This window comes from Streptomyces sulphureus DSM 40104 (genome assembly GCF_000381025.1).
GTDB lineage: Bacteria > Actinomycetota > Actinomycetes > Streptomycetales > Streptomycetaceae > Streptomyces > Streptomyces sulphureus.
In genome coordinates this window covers 363,531-387,813 of sequence record NZ_KB905815.1, presented here as the reverse complement: position 1 = coordinate 387,813, position 24,283 = coordinate 363,531, and the positions used below count along the sequence as shown (strand labels likewise).

The following is a 24,283-nucleotide window of genomic DNA, read 5'->3' as shown; positions in this document are numbered from 1 at the left end:
GTCTACGGCTCCGTCGGAGAGGGGACCTGCGCGCGGCGGTCGGCCGCCGGGGCTTCGGCGGCGTGCTCCGCCGCGCCGGGTCCGTCCGCCTCCGTACGCGCCGCGCGCCGCGGTTCGGTGACGGTGCTGCGCCACAGCCTCCGCGCCGCGAGGACGGAGGCAGCGACGAGCAGCCCGTTGCGCACCGCCAGGAGCACGACGCCCGCCGGGTCGCTCTCCACCACGTACGCGAATCCGAGGGGGAACTCCAGCACCGTCACCGCCGTCGCCGCGACGACGAGCCACGCCGGAAGCAGCATCCGGCCCGTCCGGAAGCCGGCGCACACGGCGGCGGCCCCGAGGAGCCAGATCATGTACTGCGGGCTCAGCACACGGCTGGTCGTGGTGAAGAGGAGCACGGCGGTGAAGGCGGCGTCCGCGTGCGTCGCCGGCGTCCAGGCGACGGCGCGCAGCCGCCACAGCAGCAGCCACCCGCAGGCGGCGGCGCTCAGTACGAGCGCGGCCGTGCTCACGAGCGGGACGTAAGGACCGAGGAACTCCATGGACCCGTAGTTCAGTTCGACGCGCCCCTCCCAGCCGAAGAACCTCGCCACATGGAAGACGAGCGCCCCCAGCGACTCCACCTCGGTGCCCCGCTCCCCCTGCGCGGTGAGGAAAGCGAACGCGCCCGGCATCGCCACCGCGAACCCCGCGGCGAGCGCGACCGCGACGGCGACGGCCGTCCCCCACGCCGTCCGCGTACGCCCTCCGCGCGGCGTCCCCAGCAGCACGAGCACCGGCCACACCTTGAGCATCGCCCCGAACCCCGCGAGCGCCCCCGCGACGGCCGGCCGGCGCACGGCGGCGAGCAGTGCGGCGACGGCGACGGCGGTGACCATCAAATCGTACCGCGCGTACGCGGTGGGCCCGAGGAGCGGAACGCCCAGCACCCAGACCCACACCCCGGCCCGTCTCCCGCCGCCCCGCGACGCGCGCAGCAGCATCAGCAGCACGGCCGCGTCGGCGGCGCAGGCGAGGACGAAGAAGCCCGTCGCGTAGTCGAGGAAGCCGAGGAGGCCGGGCGCGAGGATCGGGAGCGCGGCGGCCGGCGGGTACTGCCAGGTCACGTCCTCGGGCGGGAAGACGCCGCTGCCCAGGGTGTGCGCCCACTCCCGGTAGATCACCGAGACGTCGGTGGTGACGTCGAGCCCGGGGAAGGCGACGAGCCCGAGGACGCAGGCGAGGAGCAGCGCGCGCGTGCCGGTCCAGACGAGCAGCTCCCACCCGGCGGAGCGGTCGACTCCGCGTGCTCCGGGGGTCGTTGCCGTCTCGTCCTCCGCCATGGTCGTCCCGTCGATCGCGCTGGTCGTGGCCCGTACCCGCCGCCCGAGGCGCGGCGCTGGGCCATCATGACGCGCGTCCACCGCCGCGGGCCATCGGCCCCCCTGCTGTGCCGGGGGCCGAGGGGGCGGATGCCCCGAACGGCCGGCGGGGGCGCGCGGTACTGTCGGCGGCGATGGAGAAGACCCTGATCGTCACCAACGACTTCCCGCCCAGACCGGGCGGCATCCAGGCGTTCCTGCACAGCATGGCCGTGCGCCTGGACCCGTCGGACGTGGTCGTCTACGCGTCCACCTGGAAGCGCGGCCGCGAGGGCGCCGAGGCGACGGCCGCCTTCGACGCCGAGCAGCCGTTCACCGTCGTACGCGACCGCTCGACGATGCTGCTCCCCACCCCGCGGGTGACGCGCACGGCGGAGGATCTGCTCCGCCGACACCGGTGCCGCTCCGTGTGGTTCGGCGCCGCGGCGCCGCTCGGCCTGATGGCCTCGCGGCTGCGGAGGGCCGGCGCCGAGCGCCTGGTGGCGACGACGCACGGCCACGAGGCGGGCTGGGCGCAGCTCCCGGGCGCGCGCACCCTGCTGCGGCGGATCGGCGAGCGGACCGACACCCTCACCTACCTCGGCGAGTACACCCGCTCGCGGATCGCCCGCGCGCTCACCCCCGAGGCCGCCTCCAGGATGGTCCAACTGCCGCCCGGGGTCGACGAGAAGACCTTCCACCCGGACTCCGGGGGCGAGGCGGTCCGGGAGGGGCTGGGGCTCAGCGACAGGCCCGTCGTGGTCTGCGTCTCGCGCCTGGTCCCGCGCAAGGGGCAGGACACGTTGATCCGGGCGCTGCCGCGGGTTCTCGCCGAGGTGCCGGACGCGGTACTGCTCGTCGTCGGCGGGGGCCCGTACCGGAAGGAGCTGGAGAAGCTCGCCGAGGAGCTCGGGGTGCACGGGTCCGTGCGGTTCACGGGCGCCGTCCCCTGGGAGGAGCTGCCCGCGCACTTCGGAGCGGGCGACGTCTTCGCGATGCCGTGCCGCACGCGGCGCGGCGGGCTCGACGTCGAGGGTCTCGGCATCGTCTATCTGGAGGCGTCGGCCACCGGACTGCCCGTCGTGGCGGGGGATTCGGGCGGCGCGCCCGACGCCGTCCTCGACGGGGAGACCGGCTGGGTGGTGCGCGGCGGCGACGCGGAGGAGACGGCAGGGCGGCTCGTGACGCTCCTCGAGGACCCGGAGCTGCGGCGGCGCATGGGCGCGCGGGGGCGCGCGTGGGTCGAGGAGCGCTGGCGCTGGGACCTGCTCGCCGAGCGCCTCGAAGAGCTGCTCTGACACGGCGCACCGAGCGGGCAGGGCGCGGGCCCGCTCGGTGCGGGGGCTCAGGTGTAGAGCGCCTCGATGTCGTCGGCGAAGTCCTTGGCGACGACGCCCCGCTTGAGCTTGAGCGAGGGGGTGATGTGCCCGGACTCCTCGCTGAACTGGGTGTGCAGCACACGGAACTTGCGGACCGACTCGGCGCGCGAGACCGCCTCGTTGCCGTCGTCGATGGCGCGCTGGAGCTCCGCGCGGAGGTCCGGGTCGTCGAGAAGCTGCTCCTGGCTCAGCCCCTCCTTGCCGTGCTCGGCGCTCCACCGCGGGAGGAACTCCTCGTCGACGGTGAGGAGCGCGCCGACGAACGGGCGGCCGTCCCCGACGACCATGCACTCCGCAACGAGCGCATGCGAGCGGATGCGGTCCTCGATCACCGCGGGCGCGACGTTCTTGCCGCTCGCCGTCACGAGGATCTCCTTCTTCCGGCCCGTGATCGACAGGTAGCCGTCGGAGTCGAGCGTGCCGAGGTCGCCGGTGTGGAACCAGCCGTCGGAGAGCGCCTCCTTGGACGCCTGCGGGTTGTTCCAGTACTCGGTGAAGAGGTGCTCGCCGTGGAGCAGTACTTCGCCGTCGTCGTCGATCCGTACGACCGAGCCGGGGAGCGGCTGCCCGACGGTGCCGATCTTCTGGCGGTCGTAGGGGTTGAAGGCGGTGGCGGCGCAGGACTCGGTGAGGCCGTACCCCTCCAGCACCGTGAAGCCGATGCCGCGGAAGAAGTGGCCGAGGTGCGCGCCGAGCGGGGCGCCGCCCGAGATGGCGTGGGTGGCGCGACCGCCGAGGACGGAGCGCAGCTTGGCGTAGACGAGCTTGTCGAAGAGCCGGTGCTGGAGACGGAGTTTGAGCGAGGGCCCCGCGGGCTCGTCGAGCGCGCGGCTGTACTCGGCGGCGACGGCCGCGGCGCGGTCGAAGATCTTGCCCTTGCCGCTCTCGGCGGCCTGGGCGCGCGCCGCGTTGTAGACCTTCTCGAAGACGCGGGGGACGCCGAGCACCATCGTCGGCTTGAAGGAGCCGAGTTCGTCGGTGAGCGACCTGAGGTCGGAGACGTGGCCGAGCTTGATCGGCGCCATCACGGAGGCGACCTCGACGAGCCGGCCGAAGACGTGCGCCACGGGGAGGAAGAGGAGCACCGAGGACTCCCCGGTGCGGAACATCGGTTTGAGTCGCTCGACGACGTTGCCGCACTCGGCGAAGAAGCTGCGGTGGCTCAGCACGCAGCCCTTGGGGCGCCCCGTGGTCCCCGAGGTGTAGACGAGGGTGGCGGGGGAGTCCGCGTTCGCCAGCGAGCTGCGCTCGTCGACCTGCTCGTCGGTGAACTCCGCGCCTGCGGCGGCGAGTCGGGCGAGCGCCCCCTGCTGCTCGTCCTCGGCGTCGATCTGCCAGACGTGGGCGAGCTCGGGGAGGCGGTCGCGGACGGACTCGACGGAGCGTGCGTGCGCCTCCGTCTCGACGAGGATGCCGACGGCGCCCGAGTCGCCGAGTATCCAGCCGATCTGCTCGGGCGAACTCGTCTCGTAGACGGGCACGGTGACGGCGCCCGCGCTCCAGACGGCGAAGTCCAGCAACGTCCACTCGTACCGGGTGCGGGACATCAGGCCGATGCGGTCGCCCGGCTGAACGCCCGCCGCCATCAGGCCCTTCGCCGCCGACCGCACCTCGGCGAGGAAGGCGGTCGCGGTGACGTCCTCCCAGCGCCCCGCGCGCTTGCGCGCAAGGACGGCGACTTCCGGATGCTGCGCCGCGTTGCGGCGGATGAGATCCGTCAGATTGCCGTCAGCGGGGACCTCGTACAGGGCCGGAAGGCTGGACTCACGCAAGACTGCTGCTCCTCGTCGGCACCGGACAGGGGGCCGTCGGGGGGCGGCCTCCTTCGGCTCGATCCAAGATCCGCCGGTGTGATCTTGATGAATGGTCAGGCGGGACGTTACCCATGGGTATGGCCGACGGCATAGGGGGTGGCCTGGAGATGTCTCTTGGGTCACACACGCGGGACCGATGCCCCACAGGGTAGTCGACGCGGCCTTTGACCGGAAAGTAACCGCTGGTGGCAGCCTGCCGGTTGGCCGCCGGCCGCGGTCTACACGGGTGCCCGCCGGCCGTCTACCCTGACCGGATGCGAGACCACCGGGTCCACGTCGTCAGCGACGTGCACGGAAACAGCGAGGCGCTCGCGCACGCGGGCGAGGGGGCCGAAGCGCTGCTGTGCCTCGGTGACCTCATCCTCTTCCTCGACTACGCCGACCACACCCGGGGCATCTTCCCCGACCTCTTCGGCGAGGAGGCGACGGACCGCTACGTCGCCCTGCGCACCGAGCGCCGGTTCGCGGAGGCGCACGAGCTGGCGGCGGAGCTCTGGAAGAGCGTCGACCGCGCGGCCGTCACCGAGCAGGCCGTCCGCAGGCAGTACGCGGAGCTCTTCGCCGCCCTGCCGACCCCCACGTACGCCACCTACGGCAACGTCGACGTCCCCGCGCTCTGGCCCGAGTACGCCCACAAGGGCACCACCGTCCTCGACGGCGAGGCGGTGGAGATCGGCGGCCTGCGGTTCGGTTTCGTCGGCGGCGGCCTGCGCACGAGGATGCGAACCCCGTACGAGATCGACGACGAGACCTACGCGGCGAAGGTGGCGGCGCTCGGCGAAGTCGACGTGCTGTGCACGCACATACCCCCTGAGGTCCCCGACCTCTGCTACGACACCGTCGCCCGCCGCTTCGAGCGCGGCAGCACCGCGCTGCTGGAGGCGATCCGCACGGTGCGCCCGCGCTACCACCTCTTCGGGCACGTCCACCAGCCGTTGGTACCGAGGATGCGGATAGGCGAGACGGAGTGCGTCAACGTCGGCCACTTCAACGCTTCGGGGACGCCGTGGGTCCTGGAGTGGTGAGCCGCACGTCCCCCGCCCGCCGGGTGCGTGCCGGGTGCATCCGGAGGGCGCGGTAGCCTTCCAGCGCAGAACGCAGCGGTTTGTCGGGGCAATCGGAGGGCCATCGCGATGGCGGAACACACCAGCTCGAACATCACCATCGACGCGGCTCCCGAGGCCGTCATGGAGGTGATCTCCGACTTCCGGCGCTACCCGGAGTGGACGGGCGAGGTGAAGGAGGCCGAGGTCGTCGAGGAGGACGAGAACGGCCGCGCGCTCCAGGTCCGGCTGCTGCTCGACGCCGGCGCCATCAAGGACGAGCACACCCTGGCCTACGACTGGATCGGGCCGCACGAGGTGCACTGGTCCCTCGTGAAGTCCCAGATGCTCCGCTCGCTCGACGGCGTGTACCGCCTCGCGCCCGTCGCCGGCGGGGCCACCGACGTCACCTACCAACTCACCGTCGACGTCAAGATCCCCATGCTCGGCATGATCAAGCGGAAGGCGGAGAAGGTCATCATCGACCGTGCGCTCGACGGCCTGAAGAAGCGGGTGGAGTCCGGCGATCCGGGCGGCGACGAGCCGCGCGCGGAAGGCTGACCCAGGGGTGCGGGCGTACGGCGAGGACGCGCCCCACACCGTGCTCGTCTCCGGCGCCGGCGGGGCCGGACGCACCACGGCCGCCGCGGCCACGGCGTGCGCGGTGGCGGCGCGGGGCGCGCGCACCCTCCTGCTGAGCGCCGAGCCCGAGGCGCTCCTCGCCCGCCTCCTCGGGCCCGTCGCGGGGGAGCCCGACCCCGCCCCCGAAGCGGAGGACGACACGGGGCCCGCCTGCCACCGGGTCGCCGAGGCGCCAGGGCTGTGGCGCGCGCGCATCGACTCGGCCGCCGAGTTCCGCTCCCGCGCCGTCGGCTGGCAGCAGCGGGGCAGGCAGGCGTTGGAGATGCTCGGCGCCTCCCCGATGGACGAGGACGAACTCACCGAACTCCCGGGCGCCGGCGCCCTCTCGCTGCTGTACGCGCTGCGCGCGGTGCATGCCGAGGGGTGCGGGGAGTCCGCGGCACGCGGATGCCGCTGGGACACCGTCGTCGTGGACCTCCCCGAGGCGCCGAGGGCCCTCCAACTTCTCGCACTGCCCGGCCAGTTGCGACGCTACCTGCGGCGGCTGCTGCCCCCGGAGCGGCAGGCGGCGCGCGCGCTGCGCCCGGTGCTCGCGCAGCTCGCCGGGGTGCCGATGCCCGGGCCCTGGCTCTACGAGGCCGCCGCCGAGTGGGAGCGGGGGCTCGCGGCGGTACAGCGGGTGGTGGAGTCGAGCGGCACCGTGCTGCGGTTTGTCGTCGAGCCGGGCGAGGACGCCGCCGAGACGCTCCGGCTGGCGCGGGCGGGCGCCGGGCTCCAAGGGCTGCGGGTCGACGGCGTCCTCGCCAACCGCCTCGTGCCCGGGGCCGGTTCGGACGCGGCGTCCGGCGGGGGCGGATGGCTGGAGCTGCTGGCCGGGCGGCAGCGCGGCGCACTGGAGCGGATCGCTGCCGGGTGCGCGGAGGGCCGGGTGCCGGTCCACGAGCTGCCGCACCTCGGCGAAGAGCCGTCCGGCGCCGCGCAGTTGGCCTCCCTGCTGCCGTCCGGCGCCGTGCTCCCCGGCCCCCGTGCGGGCGAGGCGTATCCGCCGGAGGGGCTCGGGCCGCGTGGCGCCTTGGACGACCGGCTGGATGAGGAGGGCCACCTCGTCTGGCGCCTCGCTCTGCCGGGCGCCGAGCGGGGCGAGTTGGGGCTGGTGCGCCGAGGTGACGAGCTCGCCGTCACCGTCGGTCCCTACCGCCGGGTGCTGTCGCTGCCGTCGGCGTTGCGCAGGTGCCGCGTCGTCGGGGCCGCGCTGGAGGGAGGGGAGCTGCGGCTCCGGTGGGAGCCCGACCCCGCGGTGTGGCCGGCGGCGCGGGACGAGCGGGAGGGCTCGGTGCGGTGACCGCCGACGGGCGCGGGCGGCAACTTCGCTGCAGGCTGCGGGTGTTGGCACCGTGACGAGGCGGCGGCGACGAGCAGCGGCCGCCGTGCGGTTGTTCGGGTAACGTCGAAGGCAACCGCAGACCTCGCCCAGCGGAGGAGACCATGAGCGACTCAGCCGAGCACCCCGACCGCTCGGAGCGGGCCGAGGACGGCGCCCAGCCGCCCCCCGACCCGGACGCCTGGGCGGAGGCGTGCGCCGAGGACCTCGCCGCCGAACGCGCGCGGAGGCGCGCCAGGTACGGACCCGAGCCGGGCAGCGCCGCCGAGGAGCTGCGGCGGCTCGCGGAAGCGGTCGGCGACCGCCTCGCGGAGTTCGGCCGGCCGCTGCTGGGCAGCGCGGGCACCGCCGCCGTCGAGGGCGTGGCGAAGCAGTTCGCCAGGCAGGCGAAGGACACCGTCGACCCCGTCCTGCGCCGCAACCCCGAGGTCGTCGACCATCTCGCCGCGGCCGGCGGGGAGTTGCTCGCCGCCTATCGCGCGGCCGTCGGCGAGGCCGAGCGCCGCTGGACGGAGCGCGCGGGGGAGCAGCCGCCCGCCGAGGGCCCGTCGTTCGAGAAGGACGGCCCCGAACCGTCCGAGCGCCAGCCGATCGACCTCGACGACCCGGAGGACCCACCGCCCTCGGGACGCCCCTGACGCTCGGGCCCGCGTCCGGAGTCGACGGTGCGGCGACGGCCCCTCCGGTACGGTGGTCCGCGGCGGGGTTCGAACCGAATAACTGAGGGACACATGGGACTCACTATCGGCGTCGACATCGGCGGCACCAAGATCGCAGCGGGAGTTGTCGACGAAGAGGGCACGATCCTCACCACGAACCAGGTGCCGACTCCTCCCACCCCCGAGGGGGTGATCGACGCGATCGCCGAGGCGGTGCGCGGCGCCAACACCGAGTACGACGTAGACGCGGTGGGCATCGGCGCCCCCGGCTACGTCGACGACAAGCGCGCCACCGTGCTCTTCACCCCCAACCTCAGTTGGCGGCACGAGCCGCTCAAGGACATGGTCGAGCAGCGCATCGACCTCCCCGTGGTGATCGAGAACGACGCCAACGCCGCGGCCTGGGGCGAGTACAAGTTCGGTGCGGGCACGGGGCACGGGGACGTCGTCTGCGTCACCATCGGGACCGGCCTCGGCGGCGGCGTGATCATCGGCGGCCGTCTCCACCGCGGACGCTTCGGCATCGCGGGGGAGTTCGGGCACATCCGGATGGTCCCCGACGGCCTCCTCTGCGGCTGCGGCAACCAGGGCTGCTGGGAGCAGTACGCCTCGGGCAGCGCCCTCGTCCGGTACGCGCAGCAGCGCGCGACGGCCACCCCCGAGCGCGCCGTCGCCCTCCTCGCGCTGGGGGACGGCACGCCGGAGGGGATCATGGGGAAGCACATCAGCGAGGCCGCCCGCCAGGGCGACCGTGTGGCGACCGACGCCTTCCGGGAGCTCGCCCGTTGGGCCGGCGCCGGGCTCGCCGACCTCGCCTCGCTCTTCGACCCGGGCGCCTTCATCGTCGGCGGCGGCGTCTCGGACGAGGGGGAACTGGTCCTCGGGCCGATCCGCAAGTCCTACAGGCGCCAGCTCGTCGGCAGCCGCTGGCGGCCGCACGCCGAGGTGCTCGCGGCCCAACTCGGCGGTGGAGCAGGCATGGTGGGCGTCGCCGACCTCGCTCGCCAGGGCTGAGCGGATGCCGCTCGCGGACCTGCCGGACTCCCGTACGGAGCCGGACGGCTCGGCCGTCGTACGCATGCTGAGCTACAACGTGCGTTCCCTGCGCGACGATCGGGAGGCGCTCGCCCGGGTCGTCCGGGCGTGCGCGCCCGACGTCCTCTGCGTCCAGGAGGCGCCGCGGTTCTTCCGCTGGCGCAAGCACGCCGCGCGGCTCGCCCGCACCACCGGGCTCACCTACGTGACGGGCGGTGCGACGGCGGCGGGTCCCATGATCCTCGCCGCGCTCCGCGCCGGTGTGGTCCACACCGAGGACGTACTGCTGCCGCACACGCCGGGCCTGCACCGCAGGGGGCTGGCGACCGCGGTGCTCCGCTTCGGGACCGCGGCGCCGCTCGGCGTCGTGAGCTGCCATCTCAGCCTCGACGCCGCCGAGCGGTACCGCCAGGCAGGGCTGCTGCTGGAGCGGGTCGGCGCCCTCGGTGCCGAGCACGCCGTCGTCGCGGGGGACCTCAACGAGCCGCCGTCCGGCCGGACTTGCCGCCGGCTGACGGAGCACCTCGAAGACGCCAGGATCGCGGCGCCCTGGGGCGAGGAGGCGACCTACAGCGCGGCAGAGCCGCGCCGGCGGATCGACGCGGTGCTCACCTCGCCCGGGGTCGAGGTCCTCGGTTGCGGCGTACCGAGAGGACTTCCCGGCGTCGCGGAGCGGGATCTGCGCGCCGCCACCGACCACCTGCCCGTCCTCGCCGTGCTGCGGGTCCCGGCAGGCCGCGGGGCGGCCGACTCCGCCCGCCCGCACGCCGGTTGACGCACACCTCGTAGGCGCCTCCCACGGGGAGGCGCCCGAGGCGTGCGAGCGTCAGGAACGGCGCTCGCGTTCGCGCCGCAGTTCGACGTCGATCAGCCAGCCGGTGAGTGCGGCGACGACGGTGAAAGCCAGCAGCAGTGTCAGCATCATGAGCCCCCCGATTGCTCAGTGCAGTGAGGCCCGCGCGTAAGCGTCGGGCCCCCTCCATCTTCCTCCTCCCGAGGCCCTCGCGCACTTCCGTTTTCCGGAAGCGAGGAGGGCGTCCCGACTTCCCGCCCTGCGCCGTCGTGCCCCGACGCGCCCTTGTGCCGCAGGAGTTGGCGGGGGCGGCGCCGTCAGACGACGGCGCCGCCGCCCGGGTCGTCCCCCTCGTCGTTGCCGTCCCTGAGGTGGGTGAGCAGCGTGCCGAAGCCCACGATGAAGCCGCCGAACCCGAGCGTCACGAGCCACCAGGTGTACTCGATCCCGAAGACCGCGGCGCCGATCAGCAGCAGCGGACCGCCGACCGCGCCCAGCCACGCGAACTTCGTCGCGGTGTCCGTCTCGGGGAGCGGGGGCGGCTCGGGCGGGACGAAGTGGTCGTCCTCCGGCTCCTCGGGAGCGCTCCAGTCGCGCGGGCCGGTGCCCGGTGCGTAGACGGTGAAGCTGCGCACCACCTCGCCGGGGGAGCGGGGCGCGGGGGGTGTTTCGCCCGCTGCGTCGTCGGACGCGGGGGAGTCGGGCGCCGGCTCCGCGTCGTCGGACTTCCGCAACCGCTCGCCGTCCGGCTTCTGTTCGGTCTCGTCCGCCGGCTCCTCGCCGTCCTGCGACGGTGCAGCGGACTCGTCGAGGTCGGGCTCCTCGCCGTAGCCCGCGACGATCGCCGCCCACGCCGCCTCCTCTTCGGGAGGCAGGGGCGTGCCGCTGCCCTCGGGGCCCTGTCGCTCCGGCTCCTCGCCGCGCTCGGCGTCCGGGTCACGCTCCGTCACTAGCCGTCTTCCTTGCTGTGAGCCGGTCGATGAAGGAGTGCGAATCTGCGAAGATCCGCTCCGCGTCGTGGTCGAGAGTCGCCACGTGGAGGCTGTGCTCCAGGACAGTCTCCGTCACGTCCGTCGAAGAGACCTCGCTGAGCACGAGTTCCGAGTCGCTCGGCGGGACGACGTGGTCGGTGCGGCTGTGGAGCACCAACAGCGGCTGCACGACCCTCGGCAGCTCCGAGCGCACCACGCGGAAGAGCTGCCGGAGCGAGCGGGCCGCGCGGACGGGCGTCCGTTCGTATCCCAGCTCCTCGACGCCCTCGCGGGCTATGTCGCTCGCGATCCCCGGCGCCGAGCGGAGCAGCAGCCCCGCCGCCGGCAGCAGCGCTCCCTGCACGCGCGGGAAGGTCATCGCCGGGTTGACGAGCACCAGCCCTGCCACCTCGCGGTGGCGCGCGGCGAGGCGCAGCGCGAGGGTGCCGCCCATGGAAAGGCCGACGACGAAGACCTGCGTGCACCTGTCCAGGAGGGTCAGCAGCGCGCGCTCGACGGTCGCGTACCAGTCCTCCCAGCAGGTGACGGCGAGGTCCTCCCAGCGGGTGCCGTGTCCCGGCAGCAGCGGAAGGGAGACCGTCAGCCCCTGCTCCGCGAGGTGCTCGGCCCAGGGGCGCACCGACTGCGGGGAGCCCGTGAATCCGTGGCAGACCAGGACGCCGACGCTGCCGCCGTCGCGGAACAGCGGCTCGGCTCCGGGAAGTATGGGCACCGGTGGCCTCCAAGGGGTCGTCCGGCGGTCGCGGGGGACGGGCTGCCAACCCTACGCGTGCGCACCGACAGCCCGGTAGTTCCGCAGCCGATCCCGCTGCTCCCGGCGGCCGTTGCCGACGGCTCCGGTACGCAGGGGCCGCGGGGACGCGTGGGCGAGATATGGTCGGCTCATCGCAGACAAGGAGGTCCCGGGTGTTCTACGGCGCGATGAAGCTGTCCGTCGGCAACGCACTGAAGCTCACCTTCCGCCCGTGGGTGGAGGGCCTGGAGAACGTGCCCGACGAGGGCCCCGCCATCCTCGCCAGCAACCACCTCTCCTTCTCTGACTCCTTCTTCCTGCCCTCCGTCCTGGAGCGGAAGATCACCTTCATCGCGAAGGCGGAGTACTTCACCTCGCCCGGCGTCAAGGGGAAGCTCACGGCGGCGTTCTTCAAGGGCGTCGGCCAGCTCCCGGTCGACCGCTCCGGTGGGCGGGGCGCAGGGGAGGCCGCCATCCGCAGCGGCCTCGAAGTGCTGGAGCGCGGCGAGCTGTTCGGCATCTATCCGGAGGGGACGCGCTCGCCCGACGGCCGCCTCTACCGAGGCAAGCCCGGCGGCCTCGCACGCGTCGCGCTGCGCTCGGGCGCCCCCGTGCTCCCCGTCGCCATGATCGGCACCGAGGAGATCCAGCCGCCGGGCAAGGTGGTCCCGAAGCTGAAGCGCCCGGGCATCCGCATCGGCGAACCGCTCGACTTCAGCCGCTACCAGGGCATGGACGAGGACCGCTTCATCCAGCGCGCCGTCACGGACGAGGTGATGTACGCGATCCTCAAGCTCTCCGGGCAGGAGTACGTCGACATCTACGCCACGGCTGCGAAGCGCCAGCTCGCCGAGGCGTCGAAGGCGGCAGAGGCGGAGCGCAAACAGGCCGAGCGCGAGCGGCAGCGCGTCGCGTCCGAGGGCGGCGAGCGGACCCCCGACCGCGCCGCTTAGCGCACGGGCGCCCGAGCGGCGGCGCGCGCCGAGGCGGTAGCGTCGTGCCTGCGCCCGGTCCGGGCGGAGTCGACGGGGGTCCGGGGGGACCGCCCCGGGGGAGGTTCGGCAGTGGCCGTGAGGATGTCCGTCGAGCAACCGCTCTGGCGCGCGCTCGCCGGGTACCGCGTGCTGACGCTCTGCTACGCGGGCGTCGGATTCGCCTGGTCCTACAGGGAGTTCGCACACCCGGTGCCGGGCACCGTCTACCTCGCGGCGCTCCTGTTGTGGACGTCGCTGACGCTAAGGCAGGTCTCCTCCGCCGAGCGCTGCACCCGGTGGTTCCTCGCGGCCGACCTCTCGTTCGCGCTCGTCGGCATCCTCCTCACGCCGTACGTCGACGCCCACGAGAACGTCGGCCCCACCCTTCCCTCGATCTGGACGGCGGCGCCCGTGCTCGCCTTCGCGATCAAGGGCGGTTGGCGCTGGGGCGGCGCGAGTGCGCTGCTCGTCGGCGCCGCCAACGTGGCCGAGAGCGGGGCGCTCACCCGCGCGACGCTCCACAACGCGCTGCTCGTCTGCGTCGCGAGCGTCGCCATCGGCTACGTGGTGGAGGTCGCGCGGGCGAGCGAGCGCACCCTTGCGCGGGCGCTCCAGATCGAGGCGGCGACGCGCGAGCGGGAGCGGCTCGCGCGGGACATCCACGACAGCGTCCTCCAGGTCCTGGCCATGGTGCAGCGGCGGGGGACGGCGATCGGGGGCGAGGCGGCGGAGTTGGGGCGCATGGCGGGGGAGCAGGAGGTCGCTCTGCGCACCCTCGTCTCCAGCGGCGTCGTACCGCAGCCCCGGGAGCCGCGGGAGGAGGAGCCGGTGCAGCAGCCGCCGGAAGAACCTCAGGAAGCGGGGAGCGGCGCGTGCAGCGACCTGCGCAGCCTTCTCGCCGTCCACGCGGGGCCCGGCGTCAGCTTCGCTGAACCGGGGCGGCCCGTGCTCCTCCCGCCCCATGCCGCGGGGGAGTTGGCGGCGGCCGTGAGCGCCGCGCTCGACAACGTGCGTACCCACACGTGCGATGAGAAGGGCGATCCCGCGCGGGTGTGGATACTCCTGGAGGACGACGGTGACGAGGTCGCCGTCACCGTGCGCGACGACGGCCCCGGCATCCCGGAGGGACGGCTCGACGAGGCGGCGCGCGAGGGCCGGCTCGGGGTGGCGCTCTCGATCCGCGGTCGGCTGGACGAACTCGGCGGGTCGGCCGTGCTGGAGACGGTGCAGGGGCAGGGAACGGAAGTCGAGATGAGGGTGCCGAGGGATGGCTGAGGAAGCGGGTCCGGTGCGAGTGATGGTCGTGGACGACCATCCGATGTGGCGGGACGCCGTCGCCCGCGACCTCCAGGCGGCGGGTTTCGACGTGGTGGCCACGGCGGGCGACGGCCGGCAGGCGGTGGTGCGCGCCCGTGCGACCGAGCCGGACGTCCTCGTCCTCGACCTCAACCTGCCGGAGCTGCCGGGCGTCGAGGTCTGCCGCCAACTCGTCGGCCCCGGGACGTCGTTGCGGGTGCTCGTCCTCTCCGCGAGCGGCGAGCACGCGGACGTGCTGGAGGCGGTCAAGTCGGGTGCGACCGGGTACCTGGTGAAGTCGGCGGGTCCCGAGGAGCTCCTCGAAGCGGTGCGGCGCACCGCCGTCGGCGATCCGGTCTTCACGCCGGGGCTCGCCGGGCTCGTGCTGGGGGAGTACCGCCGGCTCGCCGTGGAGCCGGCGGCCGAGGCCCGATCGGCGGGCGACGTGCCGCAGTTGACGGTGCGGGAGAAGGAGGTGCTGCGGCTCGTCGCCAAAGGGCTGGGGTACAAGCAGATCGCCGAGCGCCTGGTCATCTCCCACCGCACCGTGCAGAACCACGTGCAGAACACCCTCGGCAAACTCCAGCTTCACAACCGCGTCGAGCTGGTGCGGTACGCCATCGAGCGCGGCCTCGACGCCTGAGGGCGCCCCGCCCGGCTCAGGGCGCATCTGGAACATCCGCTTCCGGTAGGGCGGTTGACGGGTTGACGCGGTAAGCGCAGGTCGCAGCGGTCCGGGCGCGGCGGTGTGCAGATGCGAGGCCGTTTCCTGTCGCTCGTGCGGGTGAGGTGGAGGGGCCGATACCGCCCCGGTTCGAGGAGCAACTCCCCTTCGCCGGCGGGGTTTCGGCGGTACGAGCGGCGTCGTCCGCGCGCTCCCCTGTGACGTGGATCACCGTTAGCGTGGCCCGAGTTGAACCCCTGCCACATCCAGGTGCGTCATGTGAAGGGAGATCCCCATGCGGGTCGGAGTGCTGACAGGCGGCGGTGACTGCCCCGGTCTCAACGCGGTCATGCGGGCCGCCGTCCGAAAGGGCGTCCAGGAGTACGCGTACGACTTCCTCGGCTTCCGCGACGGCTGGCGCGGCCTGCTGGAGGGAGAGACCGTCCGGTTGGACATCCCCGCGGTCCGCGGCATGCTGCCGCGCGGCGGCACCCTGCTCGGCTCCTCCCGGACCAACCCGTTCAAGCAGGAGAACGGCGTCCGCCGTATCCGCGAGAACCTCGCCAAGTACGAGGTCGACTCGCTCGTCGCCATCGGCGGCGAGGACACCCTGGGCGTCGCCGCACGCCTCACCGACGAGCACGGCATCCCGTGCGTCGGCGTCCCCAAGACCATCGACAACGACCTCTCGGCCACCGACTACACCTTCGGCTTCAACACCGCGGTCACCGTGGCCACGGAGGCCATCGACCGCCTCCACACCACGGCCGAGTCCCACATGCGCGTGCTCGTCGTCGAGGTGATGGGCCGCCATGCCGGCTGGATCGCCCTCCATTCCGGCCTCGCCGGCGGTGCCAACTGCATCCTCATCCCCGAGCAGCGCTTCGACGTCGGCCAGGTCTGCTCCTGGGTCACCTCCCGGTTCCGTGCGAGCTACGCCCCCATCGTCGTCGTGGCCGAGGGGGCGATGCCGAAGGACGGCGAGATGGTCCTCAAGGACGGCTCGACGGACGCCTTCGGGCACGTCCGGCTCTCCGGCGTCGGCGAGTGGCTCGCCAAGGAGATCGAGTCGCGCACCGGCAAGGAGGCCCGCACCACCGTCCTCGGCCACACCCAGCGCGGCGGCACCCCCACCGCGTACGACCGCTGGCTCGCCACGCGCTTCGGCCTCCACGCCATCGACGCGGTCCGCGAGGAGGCATGGGGCACGATGGTCGCGCTCCGCGGCACCGAGATCGTCCGCGTCCCCCTCTCCGACGCGACCGCCAAGCTGAAGACGGTGAGCCCCGAACTCTACGCGGAGGCAGGCGTGTTCTTCGGCTGACGCCTTCCTCCCGGACCGGCCCCGGGGCCCACGTGCCGCCGTACACGTGGGCGCGGGCGCTGCCACCCGGGGCGCCGGCCCATGGACGCCGTCTCCGAGTGCGGTACGGCGAGACGCCGCTGAGGGAAGGGACGTACGCCGCCCGCTGCGCAGCACCGGGCGGCTTCCGCGGCGCCTCTCTGACGCAAGAAGCCCGAGAGCGCGTCACCGGTCGGCGTCGGATGCCGGCGCGCTCGCCGCCCGCGCCGTTCCGCCCACCGTCGCCCTCCGGCTCGCGGGCGCTGCCCCGACGGACAGTGCCCGCGAACGCCGTGGCCGGACCGCCCGCGGTGCTCAGACCGGCACGGGTGCGAGCAACTCGGCGAGGATCTCGGGGCCGTCCAGCGTCAGCACCGACTCGGGGTGGAACTGCACCCCGGCGAACCCGGGGCCGCGCAGCCCGTGCACCTCGCCTGTGCCCTCGTCGCGGCTCACCTCGACGCGGTGGAGGGCGAGTTCCTCGGCGACCCCGTCACCGCACCGCGCGGCCCAGGAGTTGTAGAAGCCGACGGTCCGCGCACGGCCGAAGAGGTCGATCCGTCCCTGCGCCCCCTGGTGCGGCCGCTCTCTGCGCACCAGCTCCAACCCGAGCTCGGCGGCGAGGAGTTCGTGCCCGAGGCAGACCCCGAGCACGCCGTACGGATGGCCTCCGACCAGCTCGGCGGCGAGCCCCCGCAGCCGCGCGATCCGCGGGTCCCGTACGTCGAGCGGGTTTCCGGGGCCCGGCCCGAGCACCACGGGACCCGGGTGCGCGAGTGCGGCGGCAACGGTCCCCTCCGCGTCGTGCCGCCGCACCTCGACGGTCCTGCCAGAGGCGCGGAGGAGGTGCGCAAGCATCGAGGTGAACGTGTCCTCGGCGTCGACGACGAGCACCCCGGTGGCGGCCCCCGACGACGCGTGTGCACCAGCGCCCGCCTCACCGCCGTACGTCCCCCCGACGCCAGCCGTCCGCATCCGCAGCCAGAACGGCGAGAGTCCGGCCCGCCGCGACTCCAACGCGGCCCGTACGCGCGGGTCGTCGCCGAGCCTCGGGCGCTCGAACTCCTCGGCCGGCGGCGCCTCCCGCACCCCGAGCGCCGTGAGCACCGCGGCCGCCTTCGCGTGCGTCTCCGCGACCTCGCCCGCCGGGTCCGAGGCGCGCACGAGCGTGGCACCGACCGACAGCCGCAGTCGGCCGCCCGCGAGGTCGACCTCGGCGGTACGGATCAGGATCGGCGAATCGAGCGTCTGTGCGCCGGAGGCGTCGCGGCCGAGGAGCGCCAGTGCACCGGAGTAGTACCCGCGGCCCTCTCCGTCCGGCTCGTAGCGCTCGATGACGCGGCAGGCGTTCTCCACGGGCGACCCCGTCACCGTCGCAGCGAACATCGTCTCGCGCAGTACGTCCCTGGCGTCGAGCGTGGTGCGACCGCGCAGTTCGTACTCGGTGTGGGCGAGGTGCGCCATCTCCTTCAGCCGCGGTCCGACGACGACCCCGCCACGATCGCCCACGGTGCACATCATCTTCAGTTCCTCGTCGACGACCATGGAGAGTTCCTCGCGCTCCTTCCGGTCTTCGAGGAACGTCAACAGTCCCTCCACGTCCGGCCCTTGGGGCGGATACCGGTACGTCCCGCTGATCGGGTTCATCACCACCGTCCCGCCGCTCATGCGCACGTGCACCTCAGGGCTGGCGCCGACGAGCACCCGCTCTCCCGTGTGCACGACGAACGTCCAGTAGGCGCCGCGCTCCCCCTCCAGCAGCCGCCGGAACAGGGCGAGTGCATCGCGGCGTGAGAACCCCGGCACGGCCGCGGAGAAGGTCCGCCTGAGGACGAAGTTGGCGCCCTCGCCGGCTCCGATCTCGTCGGCCACCACCCGGCGGACGATCTCCTCGTAGGCCGCGTCGCCCGTCTCGAAGCCGCCGTCCTCCACGCGCACCGGACGGTCGGGGAGTGCGGCGCGCACCTCCTCGTACGGCAGCAGGCCGTGCTCCTCCGCGACGAGCGCGGCGAGCGGAGTCCCGTCGTCGCGCGCGGTGAATCCGCGCTCGGTGATCTGCCGGAACGGCACAAGCGCCAGCGTGCCGTGCGGGCTCTCAGGGAGTTCGGCGAGGCGTTCGTACGGGACGACGGGTCCGGTCAGCACCTCTACACCGTCGGGCGCTCCCGGTCCGCGCCGGCGCAGGAGTGCGAAGGGCGGAGCATCAGGGGCGCAGAGCCGGGTCAGGAGTGCGGCCGTCGTTTCGGCGGGTTCGGAGTGGGGGCGGGCGTGGTGCATGAGCGGGTCTCTTCCCTGTGGGGAGGGCCGGCCCGGAACATAAAGAAGGCCGCCCTCGGGCGGCCTTCGCGATCTTCTGGGTACGCGCAGTCAGTGGGCCGCCGGATCAGCGGTCCACCACCAGGCAGCGGTTGTGCGCAGCGCGTACATGCGGCGCACCCTACCGCGTCCGCACTGCTGGATGCGACCTTTCCTTCCCCGGTGCGGGTGCTTTCCGTCTCATCTGTCGAGAGAGGGAAAAAGAAGCGGACACCACCCCGTAGCCTGGAGCGCGTGACTGGAAACGCGACTACCGACACCGGCGTGAACACATGGCGGAACCTCCCTGCCGAGCAGCAGCCCGAGTGGCCTGACAAGCAGGAGCTCCACACTGCCCTGGCCGAGTTGGAGTCCTATCCGCCGCTCGTCTTCGCCGGCGAGTGCGACCAGTTGCGCAGTCGCCTGGCGTCCGTCGCGCGCGGCGAGGCGTTCCTCCTCCAGGGCGGCGACTGCGCCGAGGCGTTCGACGGTGTCAGCGCCGAGCACATCAGGAACAAGCTCAAGACGCTTCTCCAGATGGGCGCCGTGCTCACCTACGCCGGCTCGGTCCCCGTGGTGAAGGTCGGCCGTATCGCCGGCCAGTACAGCAAGCCCCGCTCGAAGCCGACGGAGACGCGCGACGGCGTCACCCTTCCCTCCTACCGCGGGGACTCGGTGAACGGCTTCGAGTTCACCGAAGAGGCGAGGCGCCCGGACCCGGAGCGCCTGAAGCAGATGTACCACGCCTCGGCCTCCACGCTGAACCTCGTCCGCGCCTTCACCACGGGCGGCTACGCAGACCTGCGCCAGGTGCACGCCTGGAACCAGGACTTCGTCCGCAACTCGCCCTCGGGCCAGCGGTACGAGGCACTCGCGCGCGAGATCGACCAGGCGATGAAGTTCATGCGCGCCTGCGGCGCCGACCCGGAGGAGCTGCGCACCGTCGAGTTCTACTCGTCGCACGAGGCGCTCCTCCTCGACTACGAGTCGGCGCTCACCCGCACCGACTCCCGCAGCGGCGAGCTGTACGACGTCTCGGGCCACATGCTCTGGATCGGCGAGCGCACCCGCCAACTCGACAACGCGCACATCGAGTTCGCCTCCCGGGTCCGCAACCCCGTCGGCGTCAAGCTCGGTCCCGACTCCACCTCGGAGGACGCCCTGGCGCTCATCGAGCGGCTCGACCCGGAGCGCGAGCCCGGCCGGCTCACCTTCATCACGCGGATGGGCGCCGACAAGATCCGGGACCGCCTGCCCGAGCTGGTCGAGAAGGTCTCGGCCTCGGGTGCCCGGGTCGTCTGGGTCTGCGACCCGATGCACGGCAACACCTTCGAGGCGGCGAGCGGCCACAAGACCCGCCGTTTCGACGACGTCCTCGACGAGGTGAAGGGCTTCTTCGAGGTCCACAAGAGCCTCGGCACCCACCCCGGCGGCATCCACGTGGAACTCACGGGCGACGACGTCACCGAGTGCGTCGGCGGCGGCGACGAGATCTTCGTCGACGACCTTCACCAGCGCTACGAGACGGCGTGCGACCCCCGGCTCAACCGCAGCCAGTCGCTCGACCTCGCCTTCCTCGTCGCGGAGATGTACCGGGACCAGTAACCGGCACCGCGCACGCTCAAGGGACCCGCATCGTGTGATGCGGGTCCCATCGCGTTGACACCCCTTTTCCCCGCCCGGGGGCGAGCGGGAGACTGCGGGTAGCTTAGGTTAGGTTAACCTCAGTTGCCCCGCAGGCGACCGTCTGCCCGCGCCCGTACGGAGGTGAGTCCGCGTGTACGTCTGCTCGTGCTTCGGCATCACGGAGCAGCAGGTGAAGGAGCACGCGGAGAACGGCGCCTGCACGCCACGGCAGATCGCCTCCGCCTGCAAGGCCGGTACGGACTGCGGGTCCTGCGTCCGCCGCATCCAGGGGCTCCTCGGCCGAGACGTCTGCCCGCGCCGAGCGGCCGTCGACCGGGGTGAGCCCGCGCTCGGCCCGGTCGCGGAGGAGCCGGAAGCCGCGTCCCTACCATCGGCCGACGAAGGGCCCGTCGTGCTTCCGGAGCCCGTGGCCCCGCGGCATTACGCAGCGGTGGAGTCGGCGCCGTCGCCCTCTTCGTTCGCGGCCTGAGGTCTTCAGAACGTACCGGCCTCGCCGTCCGGCTGCTTGACGACAGTGGAGAGGTAGAGCGGTTCGCCGAGCTTGTCGATCAGCTCCAACTGTGCGTCCAGGTAGTCGACATGGTGCTCCTCGTCGCGGAGCAGGTCCTCGAAGAGCTTCGCCGAGGTGACGTCGTGCTTGGCCCGCATCACCTCGATCCCCCGGCGCAGCCGGTCGACCGCTTCCAGCTCCACCTCCCGGTCGGCCTGGAGCATCTCCGTGACGGTCTGGCCCACGCGGACGTGGAAGAGCCGCTGGTAGTTGGGGAGCCCCTCCAGGAAGAGGATGCGGTCGGTGATCCGCTCGGCGTGCTTCATCTCGTCGAACGACTCGGCCCGCGTGTACTCGGCGAGCTTGTACCAGCCGAAATTGTCCTGCATCCGGCTGTGCAGGTAGTACTGGTTGATCGCGGTCAGCTCCCCGGTGAGCTGCTCGTTCAGGAACTCGATGACCTCGGTGTCGCCCTGCATGGCCCCTCGCTTCGTACGCGGTCCGCTCGGTCTGGCGCGGCGCGGCAGCCTCGCGCCGTACGGCGCAGAGGGGACGCGCGCTGTGCTGGATAGGTGAGATCTGTCCTTTTCAGGATGATCTGTCGCGCATCTTGGCATCCGTGCTCGCCCATATCCAGTCAAACGACCTTCACTTGCGCGCGTTCGCGCCGATTCGTCCCGTGTGCGCTCCCCTTTGATCTCGCGGCGCGCCGACGCGTTCTTCTTCGGCCGCTGCCTCGATGCCTGGCCCAACGGGTCCGACGCCGTCCGCGCGGGTACTCGGCGTCCCCGTCCGCAACGAAGCCGGTCACGACCGGTCAAGGTCGACGGGCGCGGGCGGTGCGGGGCACTGCGTGATCGTCTGCGGGGGTCTGTCACCATGGGAGGATGGGTCAGCCGCACAGCCGTGAGGGGGAGCGGTCGGGGCTTCCGCCCGGTCAGAGACTCCAGCGGGGCTGGCCGGTGACGCACTACGGTCCGGTCCCCCGGTTCAAGCCCGAGCGGTGGGAGTTCCGTGTCTTCGGCGCCACCGCCAGCGGGGACAAGCACTGCTGGACGCACGCCGAGTTCACGGCGCTCCCGTACGCCACGGTCGTCGCCGATTTCCACTGCGTGGCGAAGTTCAGCATGCTCGGTGTCGAGTGGGGCGGGGTCTCGGCGCGCGAGCTCCTCGACCTGGCGCCGCCCGCGCCCGAGGCGACCCACGTGATGGTCTGGGCCGAGTACGGCTACAGCGCCAACCTCCGCCTGGAGGACTTCCGTTCGCCCCGCACCGTCTTCGCCACCCACCGGGACGGCGAACTCCTCACCGCCGAGCACGGGTTCCCGCTCCGTCTCGTCGTGCCGCAGTTGTACGCGTGGAAGGGCCCGAAGTGGGTTCGCGGCGTCGAATACATGACGGCCGACCGTCGGGGGTTCTGGGAGGAGCGCGGCTACCACAACCTCGGTGACCCGTGGCGCGAGCAGCGCTACTCCTACCAGGAGGAACCGGGCGAGGGCCCCGAGCTGTGAGCCGGGGCCCGCGCCCGCTCAGTGGTACGCGTGCGCCACGGCGTGGCCTTTGCCCTTGCCGATCAGCCACCGGTTGACCGGCACCGTCAGCATCAACGCGACGGCGAACGAGAGCGCGAGCGTCCACCAGAACAGCCCCTCCGACAGGTGGGCACTGAGCGCGCCGGGCACCACCAGGATGACGCCGTTGTCCACGAGCTCCATGACGACGATGGAGACGGTGTCGGCCGCGAGCGCCACCTTCACCGCCGCACCGAGGGCGAGGCCCGCGCGGAAGACGGCGAGCATGGTGAGGCTGTAGCCGAAGACGAAGGCGAGCGCGATCGCCAGGACCATGGTGGGCGCCGCGTGCCAGGCGAGCGCCGTCCCGACGACCATGCCGAGGATCTCCCCGATGGCGCAGCCGGTGAGGCAGTGGAGGGTGGCTCGCAGTGCGGTGCCCCAACTCGCCGGTGCGTGATGGTGCCCTTGCTGGTGCGGGGCGGCGTCGTGCCCGTGCCCGTGCCCGTGATGTGCGGGGCCGCGGGACTGGTCCGGGGGTTCCGTCATGTCCGACACCTTTCCGGGGCGGGAGCGTCGACGGTCCCAATGTTATACCCCTGGGGGGTACCCCGTCACGGCTTGCGGAGGCTCTTCAGGAGTGCCACGTCGGCCGCTTGCCCCTCCTTCCCGCCCGGTGTCTCGATGACGAACGGGACGCCGGCGGTCGCCGGGTGGGCGAGGAGTTCGCCGAAGGCCGCGGGGCCGATGTGCCCGGCGCCGATGTTCTCGTGCCGGTCGAGGCGCGAGCCCGCACCCGCTTTCGAGTCGTTGGCGTGCACCAGTTGCAGGCGTCCGGGCCCGACCGTCTCCACGAGCAGGTCGAGCATGCGCGTCGCCTCGCCCTCGACGGTGAGGTCGTGCCCGGCGGCGAAGACGTGGCAGGTGTCGAGGCAGACGCCGAGCCGCGGATGGTGGTCGAGCGCGTCGAAGTACGGGCCGAGATCGGCGACTTGGGAGCAGAGGGAGAAGCCCTGGCCCGCAGTCGGCTCCAGGAGCAGCGGAGGGTCCTCGGGGTGCGTCAACCCGTCGAGGAGCGGCAGCACCAGTGCGCGCACCTGGTCGAGCGCGGCCTCGCGGGTGCGTCCGCCCGTTGCCGAACCGGTGTGCACGACAACGCCGTTGGCGCCGATCTCCCTGCCGCGTCCGAGGGAATGGCTCAGCGAGGCGACGGACCTCTCGGCCGTCTCCTCGTTGTGCGAACCGAAATTGATGAGGTAGGGCGCGTGCACGTATGCGGGGACGTCGAGTCGGCGGCAGAGCCTTCTGAATTCCTCGTCCTGCGCCGGGTTTCCGCGGGACGTGGCCCAGGAACGCGGATTCGCCGTGAATACCTGGACGCTCTCCGCGCCGATTTCTTCTGCGTACGGAATGCCGTTGGCGGCCAGGCCCCCTGCTACGGGGACGTGGCCGCCAATGGCGTTGCGCTGGGGTTGGACTGTCACCCGGCTCAGTATGCCGAATCGACGTTGTCCATCGAACCGTACCGGTCGGCCGCGTAGTTGCACGCGGCGACGATGTTCGCGACCGGGTCGTAGAGGTCGTAGTCGGTGCCCTCGACGTGGTACGCGTCGAAGGTCGGCTGGATGACCTGGAGGAGGCCCTTGGAGGGCACGCCGTTCTGGGCGTTGATGTCCCAGTTGTTGATGGCCTGCGGGTCGCCGCCGGACTCGCGGATGATGTTGCGGTGGATGCCCTCGTAGGAGCCGGGGATGCCCTTCTCCTGCATGATGGCGCGGGCCTCGCGAATCCAGCCGTCGAGGTTGTTCGGGTAGTCGGCCTTGCGTTCGCCGGAGCGGCTCGTCTCCTCGCCGTCCCGCTCGTCGGCGGCCTTCTGCTCGGCCGCCTCCTTCTTCTTCTCGACGTCGGCCTTGGCGCGGGACTCGGCCTGGGTCTTCGCTGCGATGGTGCCGTTGAGCGCCTCGTCGGCGGCGAGCGCTTCCGCAACCGAGCCGCGCTTCTCGCCGCCGGCATCGGTCTTGGCGCTGACGAGGCTGGAGCCGCTGGCGCCGAGGGACTGGGTCTGTGCGATCGGCGCCTGGTCGCTGACGGCCGCGGGCTTGGCGTCGACGGTCCTGGCCGCCGACTTGGCCGAGTCGGCCGATGCGTTGCCTGCGGGCACGACGGTGACGGCGAGCGCTGCGGCCCCCGCGATGCCGAGGCCGGCTGCTGAGAACTTCTGGGCCTTGGCAGAGCGGAGGCTGCGAGAAATGCTGGGCATGAGGTGTGCTGAGCCTTTCGGGTAGCTGGCGCCGCGGGGGACGAATGAGGAAG

General features: G+C 72.6%; 23 protein-coding genes. 14 read left to right on the top strand and 9 right to left on the bottom strand.

What is annotated here, in order from left to right; genetic code table 11:
* Nucleotides 1-2 precede the first annotated feature (2 nt).
* Nucleotides 3-1,322: a glycosyltransferase family 87 protein gene (locus F603_RS0109800; RefSeq protein ID WP_019545832.1), complete on the bottom strand. Its 1,320-nt coding sequence runs from the start codon at nucleotides 1,320-1,322 to the stop codon at nucleotides 3-5.
* Nucleotides 1,323-1,495: 173 nt separating this feature from the next.
* On the opposite strand from F603_RS0109800, the gene F603_RS0109795 reads away from it, so the two are divergent.
* A complete protein-coding gene (locus F603_RS0109795) occupies nucleotides 1,496-2,638 on the top strand; it encodes a glycosyltransferase family 4 protein (RefSeq protein ID WP_019545831.1) in 1,143 nt (380 codons plus the stop codon).
* 47 nt (nucleotides 2,639-2,685) lie between these two features.
* On the opposite strand, the gene F603_RS0109790 is transcribed toward F603_RS0109795, so the two are convergent.
* Complete coding sequence (locus F603_RS0109790; RefSeq protein WP_019545830.1) at nucleotides 2,686-4,491, bottom strand: AMP-dependent synthetase/ligase; 1,806 nt, start codon at nucleotides 4,489-4,491, stop codon at nucleotides 2,686-2,688.
* Between the two features lie 296 nt (nucleotides 4,492-4,787).
* On the opposite strand from F603_RS0109790, the gene F603_RS0109785 reads away from it, so the two are divergent.
* From F603_RS0109785 to F603_RS0109760, 6 genes are all read left to right on the top strand, one after another.
* Nucleotides 4,788-5,558, top strand: coding sequence for a metallophosphoesterase family protein (locus F603_RS0109785; RefSeq protein WP_019545829.1), 771 nt, complete (start codon nucleotides 4,788-4,790; stop codon nucleotides 5,556-5,558).
* A 108-nt stretch (nucleotides 5,559-5,666) separates the two neighbouring features.
* Entirely contained in the window at nucleotides 5,667-6,137 is a 471-nt protein-coding gene (locus F603_RS0109780; protein WP_019545828.1) for an SRPBCC family protein, read from the top strand.
* Nucleotides 6,138-6,144: 7 nt separating this feature from the next.
* The gene (locus tag F603_RS0109775; RefSeq protein WP_019545827.1) at nucleotides 6,145-7,500 is read left to right on the top strand and encodes an ArsA family ATPase; all 1,356 of its coding nucleotides are present in this window, start codon (nucleotides 6,145-6,147) and stop codon (nucleotides 7,498-7,500) included.
* A 143-nt stretch (nucleotides 7,501-7,643) separates the two neighbouring features.
* A complete protein-coding gene (locus F603_RS0109770) occupies nucleotides 7,644-8,177 on the top strand; it encodes a DUF5304 family protein (RefSeq protein ID WP_019545826.1) in 534 nt (177 codons plus the stop codon).
* Nucleotides 8,178-8,270: 93 nt separating this feature from the next.
* Nucleotides 8,271-9,212: an ROK family glucokinase gene (locus tag F603_RS0109765; protein WP_019545825.1), complete on the top strand. Its 942-nt coding sequence runs from the start codon at nucleotides 8,271-8,273 to the stop codon at nucleotides 9,210-9,212.
* A 4-nt stretch (nucleotides 9,213-9,216) separates the two neighbouring features.
* Nucleotides 9,217-10,008, top strand: a complete 792-nt coding sequence (locus F603_RS0109760) for an endonuclease/exonuclease/phosphatase family protein (protein WP_026328285.1) — start codon at nucleotides 9,217-9,219, stop codon at nucleotides 10,006-10,008.
* 335 nt (nucleotides 10,009-10,343) lie between these two features.
* Here F603_RS0109760 and F603_RS0109750 read toward each other — a convergent pair whose 3' ends face one another.
* Complete coding sequence (locus tag F603_RS0109750) at nucleotides 10,344-10,976, bottom strand: prolipoprotein diacylglyceryl transferase (RefSeq protein ID WP_019545822.1); 633 nt, start codon at nucleotides 10,974-10,976, stop codon at nucleotides 10,344-10,346.
* Nucleotides 10,963-11,730, bottom strand: coding sequence for an alpha/beta hydrolase (locus tag F603_RS0109745; protein WP_019545821.1), 768 nt, complete (start codon nucleotides 11,728-11,730; stop codon nucleotides 10,963-10,965). The genes F603_RS0109750 and F603_RS0109745 overlap by 14 nt, the downstream gene beginning before the upstream one ends.
* Before the next feature lie 194 nt (nucleotides 11,731-11,924).
* Between F603_RS0109745 and F603_RS0109740 the strand changes: the two genes are divergently transcribed.
* From F603_RS0109740 to F603_RS0109725, 4 genes are all read left to right on the top strand, one after another.
* Entirely contained in the window at nucleotides 11,925-12,704 is a 780-nt protein-coding gene (locus F603_RS0109740; protein ID WP_019545820.1) for a lysophospholipid acyltransferase family protein, read from the top strand.
* Nucleotides 12,705-12,827: 123 nt separating this feature from the next.
* Entirely contained in the window at nucleotides 12,828-14,000 is a 1,173-nt protein-coding gene (gene macS / locus F603_RS0109735; RefSeq protein ID WP_019545819.1) for a MacS family sensor histidine kinase, read from the top strand.
* Nucleotides 13,993-14,664: a response regulator gene (locus tag F603_RS0109730; RefSeq protein WP_026328284.1), complete on the top strand. Its 672-nt coding sequence runs from the start codon at nucleotides 13,993-13,995 to the stop codon at nucleotides 14,662-14,664. Before macS ends, F603_RS0109730 begins: the two co-directional genes overlap by 8 nt.
* Nucleotides 14,665-14,980: 316 nt before the next feature.
* Entirely contained in the window at nucleotides 14,981-16,009 is a 1,029-nt protein-coding gene (locus tag F603_RS0109725; protein WP_019545817.1) for a 6-phosphofructokinase, read from the top strand.
* Nucleotides 16,010-16,342: 333 nt separating this feature from the next.
* On the opposite strand, the gene F603_RS0109720 is transcribed toward F603_RS0109725, so the two are convergent.
* Complete coding sequence (locus F603_RS0109720; RefSeq protein WP_019545816.1) at nucleotides 16,343-18,304, bottom strand: phenazine-specific anthranilate synthase component I; 1,962 nt, start codon at nucleotides 18,302-18,304, stop codon at nucleotides 16,343-16,345.
* A 303-nt stretch (nucleotides 18,305-18,607) separates the two neighbouring features.
* On the opposite strand from F603_RS0109720, the gene F603_RS0109715 reads away from it, so the two are divergent.
* Complete coding sequence (locus F603_RS0109715; protein ID WP_019545815.1) at nucleotides 18,608-19,927, top strand: class II 3-deoxy-7-phosphoheptulonate synthase; 1,320 nt, start codon at nucleotides 18,608-18,610, stop codon at nucleotides 19,925-19,927.
* A 172-nt stretch (nucleotides 19,928-20,099) separates the two neighbouring features.
* On the top strand, nucleotides 20,100-20,438 hold the full coding sequence (locus F603_RS0109710; protein WP_019545814.1) for a (2Fe-2S)-binding protein: 339 nt from the start codon (nucleotides 20,100-20,102) through the stop codon (nucleotides 20,436-20,438).
* A 5-nt stretch (nucleotides 20,439-20,443) separates the two neighbouring features.
* Here F603_RS0109710 and bfr read toward each other — a convergent pair whose 3' ends face one another.
* Nucleotides 20,444-20,938 (bottom strand): bacterioferritin, encoded by a 495-nt coding sequence (gene bfr / locus F603_RS0109705; RefSeq protein WP_019545813.1) that lies wholly within the window; start codon nucleotides 20,936-20,938, stop codon nucleotides 20,444-20,446.
* 408 nt (nucleotides 20,939-21,346) lie between these two features.
* On the opposite strand from bfr, the gene F603_RS0109700 reads away from it, so the two are divergent.
* Nucleotides 21,347-21,970 carry a sulfite oxidase-like oxidoreductase gene (locus F603_RS0109700; RefSeq protein ID WP_026328282.1) on the top strand — a complete coding sequence of 208 codons (624 nt, stop codon included), beginning with the start codon at nucleotides 21,347-21,349 and terminating at the stop codon, nucleotides 21,968-21,970.
* 18 nt (nucleotides 21,971-21,988) lie between these two features.
* On the opposite strand, the gene F603_RS0109695 is transcribed toward F603_RS0109700, so the two are convergent.
* The 3 genes from F603_RS0109695 to F603_RS0109685 form a co-directional block, all read right to left on the bottom strand.
* Nucleotides 21,989-22,519 (bottom strand): DUF4396 domain-containing protein, encoded by a 531-nt coding sequence (locus tag F603_RS0109695; RefSeq protein ID WP_019545811.1) that lies wholly within the window; start codon nucleotides 22,517-22,519, stop codon nucleotides 21,989-21,991.
* A gap of 65 nt (nucleotides 22,520-22,584) precedes the next feature.
* The gene (locus F603_RS0109690; RefSeq protein ID WP_026328281.1) at nucleotides 22,585-23,454 is read right to left on the bottom strand and encodes a deoxyribonuclease IV; all 870 of its coding nucleotides are present in this window, start codon (nucleotides 23,452-23,454) and stop codon (nucleotides 22,585-22,587) included.
* Nucleotides 23,455-23,459: 5 nt separating this feature from the next.
* Nucleotides 23,460-24,230 (bottom strand): transglycosylase SLT domain-containing protein, encoded by a 771-nt coding sequence (locus F603_RS0109685; RefSeq protein ID WP_019545809.1) that lies wholly within the window; start codon nucleotides 24,228-24,230, stop codon nucleotides 23,460-23,462.
* Nucleotides 24,231-24,283: the final 53 nt, after the last annotated feature.

Bases quoted from the DNA above. Each gene is read 5' to 3' on its own strand.
- F603_RS0109800 (WP_019545832.1), bottom strand. From the start codon at position 1,322: ATGGCGGAGGACGAGACGGCAACGACCCCCGGAGCACGCGGAGTCGAC.
- F603_RS0109795 (WP_019545831.1), top strand. From the start codon at position 1,496: ATGGAGAAGACCCTGATCGTCACCAACGACTTCCCGCCCAGACCGGGC.
- F603_RS0109785 (WP_019545829.1), top strand. From the start codon at position 4,788: ATGCGAGACCACCGGGTCCACGTCGTCAGCGACGTGCACGGAAACAGC.
- F603_RS0109780 (WP_019545828.1), top strand. From the start codon at position 5,667: ATGGCGGAACACACCAGCTCGAACATCACCATCGACGCGGCTCCCGAG.
- F603_RS0109770 (WP_019545826.1), top strand. From the start codon at position 7,644: ATGAGCGACTCAGCCGAGCACCCCGACCGCTCGGAGCGGGCCGAGGAC.
- F603_RS0109765 (WP_019545825.1), top strand. From the start codon at position 8,271: ATGGGACTCACTATCGGCGTCGACATCGGCGGCACCAAGATCGCAGCG.
- F603_RS0109760 (WP_026328285.1), top strand. From the start codon at position 9,217: ATGCCGCTCGCGGACCTGCCGGACTCCCGTACGGAGCCGGACGGCTCG.
- macS (WP_019545819.1), top strand. From the start codon at position 12,828: ATGTCCGTCGAGCAACCGCTCTGGCGCGCGCTCGCCGGGTACCGCGTG.
- F603_RS0109730 (WP_026328284.1), top strand. From the start codon at position 13,993: ATGGCTGAGGAAGCGGGTCCGGTGCGAGTGATGGTCGTGGACGACCAT.
- F603_RS0109725 (WP_019545817.1), top strand. From the start codon at position 14,981: ATGCGGGTCGGAGTGCTGACAGGCGGCGGTGACTGCCCCGGTCTCAAC.
- F603_RS0109720 (WP_019545816.1), bottom strand. From the start codon at position 18,304: ATGCACCACGCCCGCCCCCACTCCGAACCCGCCGAAACGACGGCCGCA.
- bfr (WP_019545813.1), bottom strand. From the start codon at position 20,938: ATGCAGGGCGACACCGAGGTCATCGAGTTCCTGAACGAGCAGCTCACC.
- F603_RS0109700 (WP_026328282.1), top strand. From the start codon at position 21,347: ATGGGTCAGCCGCACAGCCGTGAGGGGGAGCGGTCGGGGCTTCCGCCC.
- F603_RS0109695 (WP_019545811.1), bottom strand. From the start codon at position 22,519: ATGACGGAACCCCCGGACCAGTCCCGCGGCCCCGCACATCACGGGCAC.
- F603_RS0109685 (WP_019545809.1), bottom strand. From the start codon at position 24,230: ATGCCCAGCATTTCTCGCAGCCTCCGCTCTGCCAAGGCCCAGAAGTTC.